Consider the following 17436-nt stretch of genomic DNA (forward strand, 5'->3'; position numbering starts at 1 on the left):
AAGTAAGCCCGGGTGGTCGGCCGGTCAAATGGCCGCAAACGGTTGCCGCCCGCGCCCCGGCCACGGCCCGCAGTGGGGTCTTCTTGCGTGCCGATCCTGCTACCAGAGCCCACCCAGTTGTCATCTACGAAGCCACCGGCCGGACACTCTGGAGACGGGCGGCTCCGGCGTCTTGATGCGCGTTCAAGGGGTCTGCTGCACGACCGGGGGACATCTTGACCTGCACCAGCCCCTTGGCCAGGCTGGTTGGCACCGCCCTCGCTCGTCTATGCCAAGATTCGCGGGTGGAGATGGCCGACGTCACGCGTGCGATCGCGGCTGCGACTTCGGTCGCCGCATCGCTCGACCTGCCGACCGACGACGCGATCGTTCTCCACAACTCGAACAAGCTGGCACTGCGGCTGACGCCATGCGGCGTCCTTGCCCGGGTCGCCCCTGTGGGACAAGAGGTTGCACAGTTCGAAGTCGAGCTCGCTCAGCGGCTCACCGAGGTCGGATGCCCAGTGTGTCCCTTAGAGCCTCGGGCGGACCCGCGTGTGTACACGCGCGATGGCTTCGCAGTGACGCTGTGGACCTACTACGAACCCGTGACACCTCACACCCCACCAGTCGACTACGCCAAGGCGCTGGAACAGCTGCACGCCGGCATGCGCAAGGTCGATATGCCGAGCCCGAGGTTCACGGACCGGATCACGGAGGCGGAGGAAGTTGTCGCCGACCCGGCTCGCTCGCCGGAGCTCGCAGACGCAGACCGCGTTTTCCTCAGCGGCAGGCTGGCAAGCCTGCGACGAGCGATCGACGACCGCGGCGCCGTGGAGCAGCTGCTCCACGGCGAGCCGCATCCAGGCAATGTGCTCAGCACGAAGAACGGCCCGTTGTTCATCGACCTTGAGACGTGCTGCCGCGGACCCGTCGAGTTCGACCTCGCCCATGTTCCCGAGGCGGTCTGCGAGCATTACCCGAACGTCGACCAAGGGCTGCTGGACGAGTGCCGCCAGCTCGTCCTCGCGATGGTCGCCGCGTGGCGTTGGAAGCTTGGCGACCAGTTTCCGAACGGGAGGCGATTCGGAGAAGAACTCCTGCGCGCACTGCACGACGGTCCTCCTTGGCCGAACCTCGACACAATGAACAAGCGACTGGGCGGCCTGTAGAAATCGCCGAAGGGCACGCGCAAGCGGCAAGGGCGGAACCTCGCCGAGTCCCTGGAGAAGACGATCGGCGCCCACCACAGCTGCATCCGGGCCGCGTTCGCGGCACCCTGGCCACGAAGGAGCCCGCCGCCGGAGACCTGGTCACCGCGGAACCGTCCATTGCCGAGAGCATCCCGTTCGTTCCGCCGGACGGGACCCTCGACTTCGCGGGCCGCCCACGGCGCCTGGTGGCCCGCACCACCGAACGTTACGAGGCCGTGCAGCAGCGGCTGGCCGAGGGCAAGACCCTGGCCGCGATCCGCCGTGAACTGCGGCTCGACCCTTGGCATCCCCACCATGCGTGGTGATCGATGAACCCACGAAGGTGGGCTGCCGCATGGCCCTCAACCAAGATCGAGAACAGGTTTAAGAAGCGTGCGTCAAACGCCCTTCAGAACACGATCAAGTGCTGCCCGGCCTGAAGGTCCCCAGTGCGGCTTGCCGCCGGGAAGGCCCCGATCTCCGTTCTGCCCCATGAGCATCAGGAACAGGCTCTTCATAGCGGCCAGCTCGCGGGCGCGCCGGATCGCCGCCTCGTCTGCATGCGCGTACATGTCGAAGAACCGTGAGGCGGTGCCCGCGGGCAGCAGCACCCATGCGGCGGCGAGGTCCCACGCCGGATCGCCGGCGAACATGGCACCGAAGTCGACGACGCCCGAGAGCGTTCCGTCCGAGACGACGACGTTCGCGGGATGGAGGTCGCCGTGCACCCACACCGGCGGGCCCTCCCACGTGTGGGCCGCAACGGCGCTGTCCCAGACGGCCCGGACGTCGGCAGCGATGTCGTTGGGGCCAACGGCCTGGAAGAAGTTCTCGAAGCCGTCCGTGCAGTTCCTGGGATGGGCACCGAAGTCCGTAGAGATCGGCGCCTCGGCGGGCGCCTCCACATGGAGCGCCTGGAGGAAGCCCGCCAGCGTGTCGGCCGCGTGGTCGCCGCGGCTGATCGAGCCGTGGTCCAGCGGCTCGCCGGGAACCCACGTCATCACGGTCCAATGCTTGGGGAAGCGCTCGGACGGTTCGCCGAACCGCACCGGGAGCGGCAAGCGCGGGGCCAGTACCGGTAGCCACCGCCGCTCCTTCAGCTGGAGCTCCGGAGTGGGGTCCATGCGCTGCATGCGCACGGCCAATTGGTCCCCGAGGCGCCACATTTGGTTGCCCCAGCCGCCCGCCACCTCTCGGATGGCCAGCCCTGCAAGGTCTGGATATTGCTCCTGCAGTAGGTCGCGGACCAGGTCTGCGGTGATCTCGATCTCGGTGTCGGTCATGCGAAGTCACAGTACGGAGGCGGCAGGCGGAGCAGTTCTCGCTCTCCGGAACATCTCGCTGTGGTCCCTCTGGCATCACCAATTCGGTTTCAAAGAGCTGCAGATCAGAGGCTTTGGGACGGCACGGCCCCAAAGTTCAGAGAAGCCTGCGTTCGATGCTCGATGCTTCGCCCCGACCCTGCCCAGAAGCCGCGGTTGAATGAGATCCGCGACTACCTACGCGACCGCATCGCGGAGGCCGAACGCGAAGGCTGGCTCGGGGAGATCGAGGGCCTGCAGGTGAGTCTCACCGGCGCCGAGGAGAAGCTCTCCCAAATGAACACCGACCTGGCCCGCCGAAAAACTGTGGCTGATCTCGGCATGCCGAGCTTTAAGGTCCTGATGCCGCCTTCGGCGGCATCAGGCATCTGACCGAACGCTTCGCGGTCGACGCTGTTCGGGTTTCCGGCCTCGAACGAGCAGGCCCGGTGCATGTCGCCCATGTAGGCCACAGCCTTGCGGCAGGCCAGCAACGCGTCCCGGGCACCGAACTCGTCGCCCTGACCGGACTTGTGGAAGCGCGTGACCCTCGCCCCGCGCTTGAGCGGGTCGCGGGAGTGCATGAACTGCTCCAGCCGGTGCCCGAGCACGTGGGCGGCGGCACGGGCCCTGGGCACCGCCCGCCGCAGGCGGCTGCCGTCAGGGATGCCGGTGCCGCGGGAGATGTCCGCGTAGGACAATTCGCGGCCCGCGTTGGGACCGAACCACAGCAGAACATCGATGGCGTCCTGCTCCAGTTGGGAGGGGGTGTCACTGTCGCGTTTGGGACTCACCGAAGCTTCTTCTCACTCTCGTCCAGGAACGCTTGCAGAACCTCGTCGTTCAGCGCCGTGTAAGGGCCGGCGGCCAGGTCACGGATGAAGGCGATGGCCGCTTCGGGCACGGCGCACAGATCGGTGATGGCCCGGCTGCGCTCCCCGGTGAACTGCACCTGGTGAAGCTGCAGCAGCGACAGCGCCCGCAGTGTGGCGAGGCGGACCTCGGTCATCTCGGTGAAGTCCTGCAGGGCCACGTCGGGCTCGGAGGGTTCGCGCGACGTGGTGCGGACGGCCCGCTCGACGTCCGCGGCCTCCTCGTCCTGAGCCCGGCGGCCCGGGGGCGCTTCCTCCACCTCACACTCGCCCTCCCCGGCCGACTGGACAGCTGCCCTGCGGGGTCCGCTCGTGCCTCGCGCCGCTCGAACTCTGCCAGCGCTTCCCGGGCGGCGTCACGGGTGGTGGCATCCGCCAGGATCGCGGTCTTCAGCGCCTTCGGCTGCTGAGCGACGTAGACCGGGGAACCCGGCTTGATCCCGACCCGCTCGGCTTCCTCCTCGATCGCCTGCCGTCGCTCGCCATTGTTGCTGCGAGTGTCGGCGTACGCCTGAACGTGGCCCTGGCAGGATTTTCGTGAAGCGGGGCTGTGCCACCGTGCGCCGATGACGCTCCGTCACGGGTAGCGGCGTCGGAGGTGGGCCATGAGGACGACGCGGTGGCGCAGGAGCGGAACGCCGGCGCGGCCGGCCATGATCCGTTTCTGGAGCTTCAGGTCCGTGATCCGGCCTTCGTTGGCGCCGGAGTTGAACGGGGTGGTGATGCCCTGCACGACTGCGGGCTGGTCCTCGCGGATGGCCTTGGCCAGGCTCGCCAAGGCAGACAGGCCAGAGGCCGCGAGTTGGTCGAGCCAGGCCGGCAGCGGGGCGGCGTCGCAGGCATCGAGCATGGCCGCGAACTGCCCTACCAGAGTGTGGGTTTGGTCGAGCTCCGGGCAGTGTTCAAGCAGCCGACGGAGTGCCTCGGTGGGGTGCAGGCCGCGCTTCGGCGGTGTGGTAGTGATCCACCGGGCGACCTGGCGGGGCGATGGTGGCCGCTCGCGCGGTGTGTCGATCGGCAGACCGCGGCGTAGCGGCGCGATGGCCATCTTGACCCGCTGGTAGTGGCCGCCGTAGCCCTTGGCGACAATCTCCTGGTGCAGCACGGTCGCGGTGTGCTCGCCTTGCTCCCAGCGCTGCCTCAGATACTCCAGATACGGGTCGAGGCTCGTGGACCGGCGGGGCGGAGTGCGCCGTACGCACTCCTGCCAACAGGCAGCGCGTGCGTACTTGGCCACGGTGCGGCGGTTCAAGCCGAGCTCGCGGGCTATCGCACTGAGACTGCGGGCCGTGCCGGCGTACTCCTGGACGGTCTCGAACAGTCGCTTCGCGTGACGGAGGGCGGGAGTATCGGCCGCCTCGCACGGTTCGTCCGACGGCGTTGGGGCCGGTTCGGGTTCACGTACTGCCGCGGCCAGGCAGCCGCGGTGGGCCGCAGCGATGTCCGAGACCCGCCTCGACAGCCCCTGCCACAGGTGAAAACGGTCGCTGACCTGTACCGCGTCCGGGGCCCCTCGGCGATGCACTGCCGGTAGACCAACGAACCGTCCCGGCACACCACCTCGACGCCGGGATGCGCACGCAGCCAGGAGGCCAGCTGCTCGGCATCGCGCCCGGCCCACAACTCGATCGGCAGCCGCGTGTCGGCATTCACGAGCAGCGTGCCGTAGACGTCCGCGTACAACGCGAAGTCATCCACGCCCAGCACCCGCGGCGTCGCGACCGACGGAAGTCCCATGCGCATCAACTGGAACAGCACACTCGTCCGCGACAACGGCGTCTTCAAGATGCACAGAAGCCGGGCCCCGCCACGGCCGGCGAGCAGCACCCCGGCCATCTCGACCAGATGCTGCAGCAGCGGACTGCGACGCTGATAGCGCACCGTCAGTCCCTCCACCTGCTCGGCAAACGTCGGCCGACCGCAGTCCGTACTGTCACAGAACAACCGCCGCATCGTCAGACTGATCAGCACCGGGCGGCCCCCGGCAGCGACATCGGCCAGCGTGCGGGAATACCGGCTGTGCACCCGCGCCGACTCGCACTGGCAGTCCGGACACGCAACCATCAACTCGCGGGTACGGGCAGCGATACGGACCACGCCGCCCGCCAACCACCCTCGTTCCACCCGCACCGCATCGAGGTGCGGCGACACAATTCGTACGAGGTCATCACACTCACCGAAGATCCCGCTATCCGTGACGGAGCGTCATCGGCGCACGGGGGCACAGCCCCGCTTCACGAAAATCTTGCCAGGGCCACTTTTCTCAGTACGCCGACGGCAGGGTGAGCGTGGCATGGTGTCCGCGTTGTGGCAGCCCAGTTGTGGAGCATTGAGAACAACCTCTCGGGCGCGAACATGGACTTCGAGGAGTTCGCCGGCGCCGTCGACGAGGACGGCGTCTTCCTAGGCTTCTGAGTCACTGGCCGTTGGGCGGTGTCAGGCTGCGGACGCGCTGGGGCGTCCGCCCCGGCGGATGCCCGTGCTGTGCCACCCCCGAGACGACGGTTGCCTTCGGTGCCCCCAAAAGGCGAAGTTGCCCGGAACGCTTGCGTTCCGGGCTGTATGTGGGCGGCAACCGGGAAACTCCTCGGAGAGTCGCAGGTCTCAGCCGTCTCAGGCCGCGGCTGTTGGGTTCGCCGATCCGGCGGCGCGGCGGTGTTCGGCGTTGGTGCGCTGGGCTTCTTCGAGCTGGTCTTCGAGGATGACGATGCGGCAGGCGGCCTCGATGGGGGTGCCCTGGTCGACGAGCTCACGCGCGCGGGCGGCGATGCGCAGCTGGTAGCGGGAGTAGCGGCGGTGGCCGCCCCGGGAGCGGAGTGGGGTGATCAGGCGGGCTTCGCCGATGGCGCGGAGGAAGCCCTGGGTTGTGCCGAGTATCTCGGCGGCCCGGCCCATGGTGTAGGCGGGGTAGTTGTCGTCATCGAGACGGCCGTACGAGTCGTCTGCTGTCATCGCACCTCTCTGTGGAACGCGTCGAGGGGCTCTGGTGCCGTACGGCACCAGAGCCCCGAAGGAACTGCTACACCATCTGCCGACCCCGGTACTGCGTCGGCCTTCTGTTTTCGCGGACCCGACCGAGATGCTGTCGGGGGCGCGGGGATCGCGGTTGCTCGACCGGAGACCACCTCACTATCGATGTCCTGCGGTACCCGGGCTCATTACGTCCGCCCGGGCGATCCTGATGGCGCTCGGCCCCTCCGTTCTTCCCTCGGTGATCAACTACTTGCCAGGCTAGGGATTGCGTACTGCTGGTGATGCGAACTGCTCAGTGGCCAGTGACAGCGCCACTCTTCGGCAGCCAGCCCCGTTGCCCGTCCTGCCTCTGCTCTGGCTTGGAACCCCACTGCCGAACCTCCCGGCACGCGCGCCCGCAGCCGACGCCTTCACCGAGGTACTGCTCACTGACTTCACTGCTGGGTACTACGCACTGCACTTACCGGTACTGCGACAGCGTTAACCGCGGTGCTGCTCACGGCGGCCCCTGATCACTACGGGCCACCCGGTCCGGTCGTCAGCCCCGTCGCCGTCCTGTAAAACCTTGGCTTCGGAACTCCACCACCGCACCGTCCTGCGTACTGCAACTGCGTGTACTGCTGGCCGGCAGTTCGTGTCTGCCAGGCCCTGTTGATCTCGGCTACGAGAGAAACCTTAGCCACACCGCCACCCAATGTCTACTCTGGCCAACATAGATTTCCGCCCATCCATCAGTGGGATAATCGACCTCAACCAGCGACAGGGGCAAGGGCGAGACTGGGCGATGGGCATGGTGCAGCTGATGGTCATGACCTGCGGCCGCCGCAGGCGAGGGCGCGGTCTGCACTTCGCTTTGCCCCGGCGACCCTCCTGAGCGAAGCGGTCGGCCATCAGACCCGCGCGTACTACCCGTTGTCGCCGTGATCAGCCGCGCATCCGAACGCCCCGGTCAGCCCTCGGGTGCGGGCCAGCTGCCGCAGCTCGGTGCGCGCCGCAGGCGCCGAGGGGCGGTCATCCAGTAGGGATGCCACCACAGGCGTACGGACAGGAGCAGCAGGCGGCGGCGCAGGTCCGTGGTGTCACGGGGGCAGGTCGCGGCGAGTGCGTCGTAGGCGGCGTTCCAGGCGAGCTGCGTCTGGACCAGATCGTCGGGGAGGTCGGTGGAGTCCATACCTTAATTAGATCGCTTGTTCGAAGTATCCGTCACGCTGGACACGTCCGGATGCGCTGACCAGCTGCGGTCGGGGCTGAGCGCGGCGCGGCCGCACCCGCGGTCGGGCCTCCGGAGTCGTGGTCGCCCCGACCATGACGGTCAGGAGGCGCGCAGGACCGCGCCGGCCGACCGATCGCGTCGGGCCCAAACTTGGCGCGGACTCGGTCGACTGCCTCCTCCATGACCAGCCGGGCTTCGCGGCCGTTGCAGGCCGTGCACGGGCTGCCGGTGTCGAATCGGGCAGCAAGGTCCAGCTCCACCACCCGGCCGTACGCAGTGAGACTGCGGGGCCATCAGTTCTTCCTGGCTGATGCGGGAGCGCTCGGCGTTTCCAGGCATGCAGCCGTCCTTCTCGCGCGGTGTTCGGGCACTGTCGGCCCTTGACCGAGCGATGGGGTTTGCGTGCGTGTGTCCGGGCAGGCGCATTGCATGCGACGTTCCCACCGCCGTGATGCACGGCAGGGCGGCACGCAAGATTCTTACTCTGTGGTGCGCGCCCCGGAACCCGAGACCACACCCCAGCCCGAACGTGAGGGTGCCGCTGCTGCCTCGCGGGAACGGCTGGAGCAGGAGCTTCAGCAGCTCAGGCAGGCCATGGAGAGCCGTCCCGCGATCGATATGGCTCGCGGAGTGCTGGTGAAGGTGTTCCGCTGCCCGCGCGAGGAGGCCTGGCGGATCATGGTGAGGGTGTCCCAGAACTCCAATGTGAAAGTGCGGAACGTCGCGGAGGTTCTGCTGGAGACGGTGCAGGGCGAACCCTTCCCGGACGACCTGCGTCCCCACCTTGTGGCCGCAGTCCAAGCGGTGTGCGATCTTGACGCGTCGGACATGAATGGCTCGACGGTCGACGGTCGAAGGTCGGCGGGTAGGCGGCGGAGGCTGGTCGGGGATGCGGTGAAGTGCCTGGGGAGGTCGACTGCCGCATCCCCATCGGGGCGCCACAGTCACGGTCGCCTCGGGAGGGGGTTGGGTGAGGGGATTTGAAGGTCCTGCTTGACCTGGGCGATCACTGTCGGCCGTCGAAGCAGGTCGCTGGTGACGGTGGCGGCAACTCTTCGTCCTGCGCAAGGGTGTGGATCGCGCTGACCTTCTCCTGCGGGGTGGCCCCCTGCCCGAGCGGCCGGGCACGCATTTTCTCCGTGCCGGGCAAGGCGTGGGGGTGACCGTACTGGATACCCGAGCGGCAGCGCGTATCCACCCATCTTCGGTCTGTGCGGGACGTGTTCGCGCAATTCGCCGCAACCTTGTGTGGCCTCGAACACGTTTGTTGGCCCCAAGGGAACGCCACTGATGGCCCCAGTTGAAAAATCTTCGATGGGAAACGTGACCGAGTCTACTGGCCCCACCTCCGAAGGCGTGGGCCCGTGGCAGAATGCCGACATGGTTCTGATCCGAAAGGGCGATGCCGCGTAGGCACCCGAAGGCCGTCCGCGCTGAGCGGTGGCGGCCACGCAAGCACATGCCGGTCCGTCGGATTTCGGGCGTATCCGCTCGGACCCGGGCAGCGGTGCGACGTGTTGAGGCCGAGTACCTGTGGCCGGACGCCGTTGCTGATGCGCTCAGCTGGTTCGAGTGGGCTTTCAGACAGCCGGGACGATATCTGACGGGCCCCTATGAGAGTCCCGGCATCGAGATCGAAGACGGCCGAGATGACCTGGAAGTGGCCCTGCAGCGCCTCCCGAGAGGGGCTCGAGCTGATCTGGGCCGCTTGGTGGAGCGGATCGACGTCGAGTACGAACGGCGTACTCTTCCGAACCCGGGTTGGGTGAGCGAGTGGACGGCGGGGCGCTGGTGGTGGCGCATTCGGGAACGGTGACACCGGTGGTCAGGAGCCCGCAGTGGTCTGTTGGCGGGCTCTGGTGTGGGCGAGGCGGTAGGAGTCGCTGCCGGTCTCGATGATGTTGCCGCCGAAGGTGAGGCGGTCCACGATGGCTGCGCGGAGCCTGGGGTCGGTGAACGTCTTGGTCCACGAGGAGAACGACTCGTTGGAGGCGATCGCCACGCTGTTCTTTTCCTCACACTCCGTCAGAACCTGGAACAGCAGCTCGGCTCCGCGCTGGTCCAGCTCCATGTAGCCCAGCTCGTCAATACAGAGACGATCGACCCGTCCGTAGCGGGCGATTGTTTTGGTCAGCAGTTTCTCGTCGGCGGCCTCGACGAGCTCGTTGACGAGTTTGGTGGCCAGGACGTACTTGACCCGGAAGCCGGCCATCGCGGCCTCGGTGCCCAGCGCGATCAGCAGGTGCGACTTGCCGGTGCCGCGGTCGCCGATGAGACACAGGGGCAGCCCTTTGCGGACCCAGTCGTAGGAGGCCAGGGTGTGGATGGCCGCCGGGTCGATGGCGGGGTTCGCGTCGAACTCGAAGGTGCGCAGAACTTTCTCGCGGGGGAAGCCCGCGGCTTTGATCCTGCGCTCGGAACGGCGGCGGTTGCGGTCGTCGCACTCGGCCATCAGCAGCTCGGCCAGGGACCCGCGGTAGGTCATCTGGTCGCGGGCTGCGGCGTCGGCGAGCTCGGAGAACTGGCCGCGCATCGTGGGCAGCCGCAGGTTGCGGCAAGCGGCGTCGATGGCTGCGTCGGCAGCCGGTTCGGTCAGTCCGCGGTGCCGGGTGACGCTCATGGCGGGACTCCTTAACTGGTGGGACGCCCGGCCGTTGGCCGGGTGTGACGCAGGAGTTGGTCGTAGGCGGCCACCGACGGCAGCGGACGCGAGTTGGGTGGTAGTGCGGCCAGGCGGCGTTCGGTCAGCGAGATCACCGGGGAATTACAGCCTCGGCAGCTCATCGGCTGGATCTTCAGCGGGACCTGGCCGCAGGCCGATGTGCCCTTACTGCCTCCGCCGGGATCGTGGTTCGGGGTCGTACGCCAGGCCACCCAGCTCGATCCCGCCCGCCGGCCCCAGGACACGGCGGCCCTCCTCGACCTGGTCGACCGTGAGACGGATACCGGAAGCGAGCTGCCCATCGTGCGCGCCCAGCGCCTGCTGGAGGCGGCCGACAAGAAGAACGACACCGCTGCGGCCGCTCAACTGCTCACTCTCGCCGCCGATCAGCCCGGCTCCGATGAGTTGTACCTGGACGTGTTCACCAGGCTGAAGGTGACGGCCGCCAGGAAGGCGATACTCGACAACCTCGCGCAGGCGGTCGCCGTGGTGCAGGCGCTGACTGAACATGCCGCGGCCGACGACTGGCCCAGCTGGGAGGAGCCCGACCGGGCCGTGTGGTGGCTGCTCGGTGTCGCCCGCCTGGCAGCGCGCGAAAAGCAGTGGCCATTGCTCGACGCGGCCGTTCAAGGCATGTGTGACTGGGACAGCCGCCTCGATCGGCGGAAACCACGAGACGACATCAAGGACTGGATGCGCGAGCTCACTGGGCACGCCGCGAGCATCGTCGCCTCCGCCCTGCGCGCCCAACCGGATGGAGCCCGCCTCCTTGGGTGGAGAGATGGATCGAGCAGGTGTGGGGCCCGTCAGGTGCGGTGAGGGCTCCGGCGGGCGAGAGCCGCCATGGCCGGGTTGTAGTTGATCTGGCCGTACCACAGGAGGGTGGGGTGGGGTTCGCTGTGACGCCGGACTGCCTCCGCCAGGGTGCGCCATCCGACCTGGGGCAGTGGGATGCGGTAGCGGACTCGGGGCAGTTCCGGTGCCAGAGGTTCGTCATCGCGGATCAGGGCACGCAGGACGGGGTCGCGGTCATCAGCCGGGCCGCGGGGGACCAACTCCAGCGATACGGCCTGTGCGGTGTAGTACACGGCGATGCCGGCCACCGATTCCCACTGGATGACCTGCATGGCATGGCCGTTGTGCACCCACAGTCCCGTGTGGTCCGCGGCGATCTTCTGATGCCGTTGCCGCCATGCCACCACCAGCATCACCCCGCCGAGCGCGGCGACCCCCACCATGACCGCTACCGCAGTGCTGAACCGCCCCGTCACCAGTCCGGCCACTCCCGCGACCCCCAGGAGCAGTGGGATGGCAGCCGCAATCAGGAGGCCTCCGAACCAAACACCATCGCCAGGACAAAACGCTCTTTAAGGAGCGGCAACGACGCAAGGATGCGGGCTGCTTCAGCTGAGGTGTCAGTCTCAGGGAGCGGCGACGGAGTGCGGGGGCGTGGCTGTGTGCGTGAGTAGCGACACCGTCTGTCGGTCAGCGGCGGCAGCACCCGCTCTTGCCGGGAAGCGGTATCGCTGAGTTTTGACACCACTTGAGTGCTTGCGGTGGGAGCATCGAAGTGCACCGCGTGGTGAGGGGGCATGGATGCCGCCGAAGTCCAAAGTCGATCTGTACGCGGCAATCCGTCGTGATTCCCGGGCCGGGCTGTCGAATCGAGCTTTGCAGCACAAGTACGGGGTGGGTTTCCGCACGGTGCAGAAGGCTCTGACCTCGGTCTGGCCGGAGCCGCGCAAGAAACTTCCGCCGCGCACGACAAGGCTGGATCCTTACAAAGGGCTGGTCGATGAGATGCTGCGGGCGGATCTCACCGCGCCGCGGAAACAGCAGCACACCGCGAAGCGGATCTTCGACCGGCTGGTTGCCGAGCAGGGTGCGGACGACCTCACCTACGGGATCGTCCGCGCGTACGTGGCGGAGCGCCGTGAGGAGATCCGGATCGCGGCAGGCCGTGGCGTCGCGAAGGCGTTCGTGCCCCAGTCCCACCGGCCGGGAGCCGAGGCCGAGGTCGACTTCGGAGACGTGACGATCCGTCTGGCCGGCGAACAGGTCAAGTGCAGCCTCTTCTCCTTCCGCCTGTCGTACTCCGGCAAGGCGGTGCACCGGGTGTCGGCCTCCGGCGGCCAGGAGGCGTTCTTCGAAGGGCACGTCCACGCTCTCAGCGTGCTGGGCGGGGTGCCGACCGGCAAGGTTCGCTACGACAACCTCAACTCGGCCGTCGCCCAGGTGCTGGGTTTCAACCGGGCCCGGGTGGAGACCGAGCGGTGGACCGCGTTCCGCTCGCACTTCGATATCGAGGTCTTCTACTGCCGTCCCGGCATCGAAGGAGCACACGAGAAGGGCGGAGTGGAAGGGCAGATCGGCTACTTCCGCCGCAACCACTTCGTCCCCGTTCCCGAGGTCGGCTCGCTGGCCGAGCTGAACGCTATGGTCGACCGCTGGGACGAGGAGGACGACGCCCGGCGGATCCGCTCCCGCCCGCGGACGGTCGGTGAGTACTTCGCCGCGGAACGGCCGTTGCTGAAGCCGTTGCCGCCCGAGCCGTTCGAGACGGGCCGGCTGTTCGCACTGCGGGTGGACCGCTACGGCCAGATCAGCGTCCGCACGAACCACTACTCGGTGCCGGTGCCGGTGCGGCTGATCGGGAGACGGGTGCGGGTGATGCTGCACGCTTCTGAGCTGGTGGTCTATGACGACGGAGTCGAAGTCGCCCGGCATGAACGGCTGATGACCAAAGCCGGGTCGCGTCTGGTGCTGGACCACTATCTGGAGGCGCTGGTCCGCAAACCGGGAGCCCTGCCCGGATCGACCGCGCTGGAACAGGCCCGCTCGGCAGGGAAGTTCACCCCGGTCCACGACGCCTGGTGGGCGGCGGCCTGCAAGGCCCACGGTGACCGGGACGGCACCCGGGCACTGATCGAGGTCCTGCTGCTGGGCTGGCACATGCCCCACGAACACCTGGTCGCCGGACTCGCCGCAGCCTTACGGGCGGGAGCGATGACCTCGGACGCGGTCGCGCTGGAAGCCCGCAAAGCAGCGGAGGCCGACGACACCCCCGCCCCGGCGGTGCTGCCGGAAGGGCCGGAGGCCGACCGGTTCGGGCAGCCGAAGGTCACGTCCCTGACCGAGCGGAGACTCGCGCACCTCCCGCCCGACACCCGGCCGCTGCCCTCGGTGGCCGTCTACGACCAGTTACTGCGACGACGCCGGCTGGGTGGCCGGCCCAACCCCGAGGGAGAAGAGCCGTGACCGTCAAACGCCACCGCGGACTGACCGAGCAGGCCGCCGACGCGGCCATCGAGGCATCCTGCAAAGCCCTGCGACTGCCCACGATCCGGGGCCAGTTCACCGACATCGCCGAAGACGCGGCCAAGAGTCAGATGACCTACCGCGGGTTCCTCGCGGAACTGCTGCTGGCCGAGTGCGACGACCGTGCCCGCCGGCGTTCCGAGCGCCGGATCAAGGCCGCCTCATTTCCCCGGGAAAAGTCTCTGCGGCAATTCGATTTCGACGCCAACCCGAACATCGACCCGGCCGTTATCCACACCCTCGCGTCCTGCGACTGGGTGAAGAAGGGGCTGCCTCTCTGCCTCAGAGGAGACTCCGGCACGGGGAAGTCGCACCTGATGATCGCGCTAGGCACCGAGGCCGCGATGGCCGGCTACCGGGTGAAGTACGTCCTGGCCACCAAGCTGGTCAACGAGCTGGTCGAAGCCGCCGACGACAAGGTCCTGACCAAGACGATCGCCCGCTACGGCCGCGTCGATCTCCTCGCAATCGACGAACTCGGATACATGGAACTCGACAAACGCGGCGCCGAGCTGCTGTTCCAAGTACTGACCGAACGGGAGGAAAGAACAGCGTCGCCATCGCCTCGAACGAAAGCTTTGGAGGCTGGACAAAAACGTTCACCGATCCCCGGCTCTGCGCGGCCATCGTCGACCGGCTCACGTTCGGCGGAAACATCATCGAGACCGGCACCGACTCCTTCCGCCTCGCCCAAACCCGGGCCAGGACCGAGCAGGCACACATCGACTGACCGCAGCACCCTGAACCGCCCGAAGACTGATCGTTGCCGCCGAGGACTGATGATCAGTATGTTCGTCTCGCCGAAGGTTGGGACGGTGGGGCCTCAGGGGGTTTGATGCTGGACACGCTGGTGACAACGGCCGCGGGTGCGCTTTCCGCCACAGCGGGCGTGTTGGTCGGCGGCATCGTCACGCGCCGTGCTCAAGATCGTCAGTGGACACGTGATCAACAGCTTGCCGCCTACCAGGAGCTGTTCAGCCACTACGCCAAGTTCACGATGGAACTCAGGCGAGCGCATGGTGAACGGCGCGGCTGGGATTACGACTGGGGCGAATGGAGCGCAGCCCTGATACGCGTAAGCCTGGTCGCTCCCACGGAAGTTGCGGCCGAAATCGACAACTTCAGCCGCGCCATCAACTCCTTCCTGGACCAGGTGGAGCGAGGCGAACGCACCCCACTGCGTGACCCGCTGAGTCCGGAGGAGTTCGAACAGGCCAGGCAGGCATCCGCCCAAGCGCAGATGAAGCTGGTCAACGTCATACGACGTTCACTGAGCAGCGATCACAAAGGGCTGCCCTTCGGAATTGGCGGGTGAGATAGCACCCCGCACGGCAGGGTGCTGCTAAAATCCACCAACATTTTCGACCCCACTGATGGCGAAGTGGTGTCGAGACTCACCGACATGCGCTGCCAGTCGACATCGACAAAGCCAGGGGCGTCCGGTCCTTCCAGGGCAGGGCCTGTTCGAGGCGGGCGGCGATGTTGAGGAGAAGGTCCTCGCGGCCGTAGGGGCTGACGAGTTGCACGCCGATCGGCAGTCCGCTCGCGCTCTCGGCCAGCGGCAGACTGATCGCGGGGTGCCCGGAGGCGTTGAAGACCATGGTGAATGGCCCGTAGGAGAACAGCGTCTCCAGCCAACTCGTCACTGTGTGGTTTGGGTCGTCGTACTGCAAGGTGCCGTGTGGTGCGGGTAGTTGGCCGAGGGTCGGAGTGATGAGCAGGTCGTGGGAGGTGAAGAAGGCCGCTACCGATCGGGTCACCCGGTTCTGTGCGTCGAGACCGGCCATGAGGTCGAGTGCACTGAGGTGCTGAACCTCGTCCAGGACTTGGCGGGAAACGGCTTCCAGCCTTGCCGGGTGCGGTGGTCTGGGAGCCATGAGGAAAGGGGCGGCGACGGCGGCGATCTCGGTGCGTGCGCTGTGGATGGTGGCATCCCAGTCGACGGCAGGGCTCGCCTCGGTGACCTGGTGGCCCATCTCCTGCAGCACGCGGCCGACCCGTACCGCCGCCGCGGCGACCTCGGAGTCCACGGCTGCGCCGGACCATGCCTGCGTCGTCACCGCCACCCGCAGCCGGGGAGGCTCGGCGCCGACCTCGTCGGCGTACCGGCGGGTGGGCGGTGGTGCGGCGTACTTGTCGCCAACGCCCGGCCCCTGGACGGCGTCGAGCAGGTGGGCGGCGTCGCGGACGGTGCGGGTGAGGGCGAACTGTTCGGCCATGCCGAACATCGGTTCGCCCATGTCGGGGCCGCACGGGGTGCGGCCCCGGCTCGGCTTGAGGCCGACCAGACCACAGCAGGAGGCGGGGGTCCGCAGCGAGCCGGCGCCGTCCCCGCCGTGGGCGAGGGGTACGGCACCGGCCGCGACCAGGGCGGCGGCGCCGCCGCTCGACCCGCCCACGCCGCGTTCGAGGTCCCAAGGGTTGCGGGTCGGTCCGTGCTTGACGGATTCGGTGGCGAAGCTGATCGCCATCTCTGGCACGGTGGTCACACCCAGGGTTGCCAGGCCGGCCGCACGGAACCGGGTCATCAGATCGCTGTCGTGCCCGGTGACCACGCCCACCAGGCTCCGGCTGCCGATGGCGAACGGCACCCCTTCGGCCACCGGCCCCAGGTCCTTGATCAGGAACGGTACGCCGCCGAATGGCCCGTCGCCGGCATGGTCGAGTGCTGTCGGGAACAGCGGCATCGCCAGGCCGTTCACCTCGGCGTTGGCCCGGTCGAGAGCCTGCCGGGCGACGGCTTCAATCTCGGAGGCGGTGACCTCGCCCGCCCGGATCAGCGCGCCGAGCCCGACGGCGTCGCAGCGCGCGTACTCGTAGATTTCCACGTGCCGCATGCTCGCAGCAGTCGCCCGCCCCGTCGAACGAATTACTACCTTTGCACCGTAGGGTCAGTCTTGTAAGAAGTCATCTCATTTGGCTGGGTAAGCTGCTGGTCGTGGCGAGGATCGTTGAGCGGCTGGTGCCGGATGAGTTGTGGGAGCTGTTCCAGCGGGTGGTGCCGGAGGCGCCGTCGCGGCCTCAGGGTGGGGGCCGGCGTCGGCACGGCGACCGCGAAGTGCTGGCCGCGATCGTCTTCGTGGCGACCTCGGGCTGCACGTGGCAGCAGTTGCCGACCGCGTCGTTCGGGCCGTCCGGCGCGACGGCCCACCGGCGTTTCACCGAGTGGTCGAAGGCCCGGGTGTGGGCCGGACTCCACCGCCTGGTGCTCGACGAACTCGGATCCCGTGACGAGTTGGACTGGTCGCGGTGCGCGATCGACTCGGTGAACATGCGGGCCCTGAAAAGGGGGAGCTGACAGGTCCGAATCCTGTAGACCGGGGTGAGTACGGGTCAAAGATCCACTTGATCACGGAGCGGACGGGACTGCCCCTGTCCATCGGTATCCCGGGCGCCAACACGCACGACAGCCAGGCACTGATCCCCCTGGTGAAGGGCATACCGCCGATCCGATCCCGCGGGGGACCCCGGCGACGCAGGCCCCACAAACTCCACGCCGACAAGGGTTATGCCTACAACCACCTGCGGCGGTGGTTATCTGGCCGAGGAATCCGGCACCGCATCGCCCGCAGGGGCATCGAGACCTCGCAACGGCTCGGCCGCCACCGTTGGACCTTCGAACACACCATGTCCTGGCTCGCCGGATGCCGACGCCTGCACCGCCGTTACGAACGCAAAAGCCGACCACTTCCTGGCCTTCACCAGCATCGCCTGCACCCTGACCTGCTACCGCAGACTCACCAAATGAGATGACTTCTTAGACAGACAGGCCCGGGAGACGCCTGCCCCGGCAGCGACGTGGGCGATCGGACGGGCGCGGCAGCGTTCGAGGGTCTGTACGCTCACCGGTGTAATTGATGATCATGGAAGAGACATCAAGTGACTGACACCGTGACCGAGTTCGTGGCTGCCGATAACCAGGCGT

At 67.6% G+C, this 17436-nt stretch carries 16 protein-coding genes and 3 pseudogenes; 8 read left to right on the forward strand and 11 right to left on the reverse strand.

The features are described from left to right. The first annotated feature begins 290 nt into the window (after positions 1–290). Complete coding sequence (locus ACIPC1_RS13190) at positions 291–1151, forward strand: phosphotransferase (RefSeq protein ID WP_402516326.1); 861 nt, start codon at positions 291–293, stop codon at positions 1149–1151. Between the two features lie 419 nt (positions 1152–1570). On the opposite strand, the gene ACIPC1_RS13195 is transcribed toward ACIPC1_RS13190, so the two are convergent. The 6 genes and pseudogenes from ACIPC1_RS13195 to ACIPC1_RS13220 form a co-directional block, all read right to left on the reverse strand. After that, positions 1571–2455: an aminoglycoside phosphotransferase family protein gene (locus ACIPC1_RS13195; protein ID WP_402516237.1), complete on the reverse strand. Its 885-nt coding sequence runs from the start codon at positions 2453–2455 to the stop codon at positions 1571–1573. A 212-nt stretch (positions 2456–2667) separates the two neighbouring features. After that, on the reverse strand, positions 2668–3267 hold the full coding sequence (locus ACIPC1_RS13200; RefSeq protein ID WP_402516238.1) for a hypothetical protein: 600 nt from the start codon (positions 3265–3267) through the stop codon (positions 2668–2670). Beyond that, positions 3264–3605 carry a hypothetical protein gene (locus ACIPC1_RS13205; RefSeq protein WP_402516240.1) on the reverse strand — a complete coding sequence of 114 codons (342 nt, stop codon included), beginning with the start codon at positions 3603–3605 and terminating at the stop codon, positions 3264–3266. Before ACIPC1_RS13205 ends, ACIPC1_RS13200 begins: the two co-directional genes overlap by 4 nt. Before the next feature lie 317 nt (positions 3606–3922). Further along, positions 3923–4582, reverse strand: coding sequence for a hypothetical protein (locus ACIPC1_RS13210; RefSeq protein ID WP_402516242.1), 660 nt, complete (start codon positions 4580–4582; stop codon positions 3923–3925). A 29-nt stretch (positions 4583–4611) separates the two neighbouring features. Then, positions 4612–5316, reverse strand: a complete 705-nt coding sequence (locus ACIPC1_RS13215) for a hypothetical protein (RefSeq protein ID WP_402516330.1) — start codon at positions 5314–5316, stop codon at positions 4612–4614. A gap of 21 nt (positions 5317–5337) precedes the next feature. Further along, a pseudogene (locus ACIPC1_RS13220) lies at positions 5338–5409 on the reverse strand (hypothetical protein); the annotation flags it as partial. A 243-nt stretch (positions 5410–5652) separates the two neighbouring features. Here ACIPC1_RS13220 and ACIPC1_RS13225 point away from each other — a divergent pair. Further along, on the forward strand, positions 5653–5760 hold the full coding sequence (locus ACIPC1_RS13225; protein ID WP_402516245.1) for a DUF6924 domain-containing protein: 108 nt from the start codon (positions 5653–5655) through the stop codon (positions 5758–5760). Positions 5761–5958: 198 nt separating this feature from the next. On the opposite strand, the gene ACIPC1_RS13230 is transcribed toward ACIPC1_RS13225, so the two are convergent. Then, positions 5959–6297, reverse strand: a complete 339-nt coding sequence (locus ACIPC1_RS13230; RefSeq protein WP_402516246.1) for a MerR family transcriptional regulator — start codon at positions 6295–6297, stop codon at positions 5959–5961. A gap of 970 nt (positions 6298–7267) precedes the next feature. Then, a complete protein-coding gene (locus tag ACIPC1_RS13235) occupies positions 7268–7489 on the reverse strand; it encodes a hypothetical protein (RefSeq protein ID WP_402516248.1) in 222 nt (73 codons plus the stop codon). Positions 7490–7960: 471 nt separating this feature from the next. Here ACIPC1_RS13235 and ACIPC1_RS13240 point away from each other — a divergent pair, with 471 nt between their 5' ends. Next, the gene (locus tag ACIPC1_RS13240) at positions 7961–8515 is read left to right on the forward strand and encodes an ANTAR domain-containing protein (RefSeq protein ID WP_402516249.1); all 555 of its coding nucleotides are present in this window, start codon (positions 7961–7963) and stop codon (positions 8513–8515) included. A gap of 841 nt (positions 8516–9356) precedes the next feature. Here ACIPC1_RS13240 and istB (ACIPC1_RS13245) read toward each other — a convergent pair. Continuing rightward, the gene (gene istB, locus ACIPC1_RS13245) at positions 9357–10151 is read right to left on the reverse strand and encodes an IS21-like element helper ATPase IstB (protein ID WP_402516252.1); all 795 of its coding nucleotides are present in this window, start codon (positions 10149–10151) and stop codon (positions 9357–9359) included. A 93-nt stretch (positions 10152–10244) separates the two neighbouring features. Here istB (ACIPC1_RS13245) and ACIPC1_RS13250 point away from each other — a divergent pair, with 93 nt between their 5' ends. Continuing rightward, positions 10245–11012: a hypothetical protein gene (locus tag ACIPC1_RS13250; RefSeq protein WP_402516332.1), complete on the forward strand. Its 768-nt coding sequence runs from the start codon at positions 10245–10247 to the stop codon at positions 11010–11012. Here the strand turns inward: ACIPC1_RS13250 and ACIPC1_RS13255 are convergent. After that, complete coding sequence (locus ACIPC1_RS13255) at positions 11000–11476, reverse strand: hypothetical protein (RefSeq protein ID WP_402516254.1); 477 nt, start codon at positions 11474–11476, stop codon at positions 11000–11002. The two genes, ACIPC1_RS13250 and ACIPC1_RS13255, sit on opposite strands and share 13 nt — an antisense overlap. A 313-nt stretch (positions 11477–11789) precedes the next feature. On the opposite strand from ACIPC1_RS13255, the gene istA reads away from it, so the two are divergent. The 3 genes and pseudogenes from istA to ACIPC1_RS13270 all read left to right on the forward strand — a co-directional run bounded on the left by istA (position 11790) and on the right by ACIPC1_RS13270 (position 14826). After that, positions 11790–13451 carry an IS21 family transposase gene (istA, locus tag ACIPC1_RS13260; RefSeq protein ID WP_402516256.1) on the forward strand — a complete coding sequence of 554 codons (1662 nt, stop codon included), beginning with the start codon at positions 11790–11792 and terminating at the stop codon, positions 13449–13451. Continuing rightward, positions 13448–14241, forward strand: a pseudogene (gene istB / locus ACIPC1_RS13265) (IS21-like element helper ATPase IstB). The gene istA and the pseudogene istB (ACIPC1_RS13265) overlap by 4 nt, the downstream one beginning before the upstream one ends. A gap of 105 nt (positions 14242–14346) precedes the next feature. After that, complete coding sequence (locus ACIPC1_RS13270) at positions 14347–14826, forward strand: hypothetical protein (protein WP_402516258.1); 480 nt, start codon at positions 14347–14349, stop codon at positions 14824–14826. Positions 14827–14905: 79 nt separating this feature from the next. Here ACIPC1_RS13270 and ACIPC1_RS13275 read toward each other — a convergent pair whose 3' ends face one another. Next, positions 14906–16348, reverse strand: a complete 1443-nt coding sequence (locus ACIPC1_RS13275) for an amidase (RefSeq protein ID WP_402516260.1) — start codon at positions 16346–16348, stop codon at positions 14906–14908. Positions 16349–16443: 95 nt separating this feature from the next. Between ACIPC1_RS13275 and ACIPC1_RS13280 the strand changes: the two are divergent. Continuing rightward, positions 16444–17259: pseudogene (locus tag ACIPC1_RS13280) on the forward strand (IS5 family transposase). Positions 17260–17436: the final 177 nt, after the last annotated feature.

It is taken from the genome of Streptomyces sp. NPDC087263 (assembly GCF_044744645.1).
In the GTDB taxonomy this organism is placed as follows: domain Bacteria; phylum Actinomycetota; class Actinomycetes; order Streptomycetales; family Streptomycetaceae; genus Streptomyces.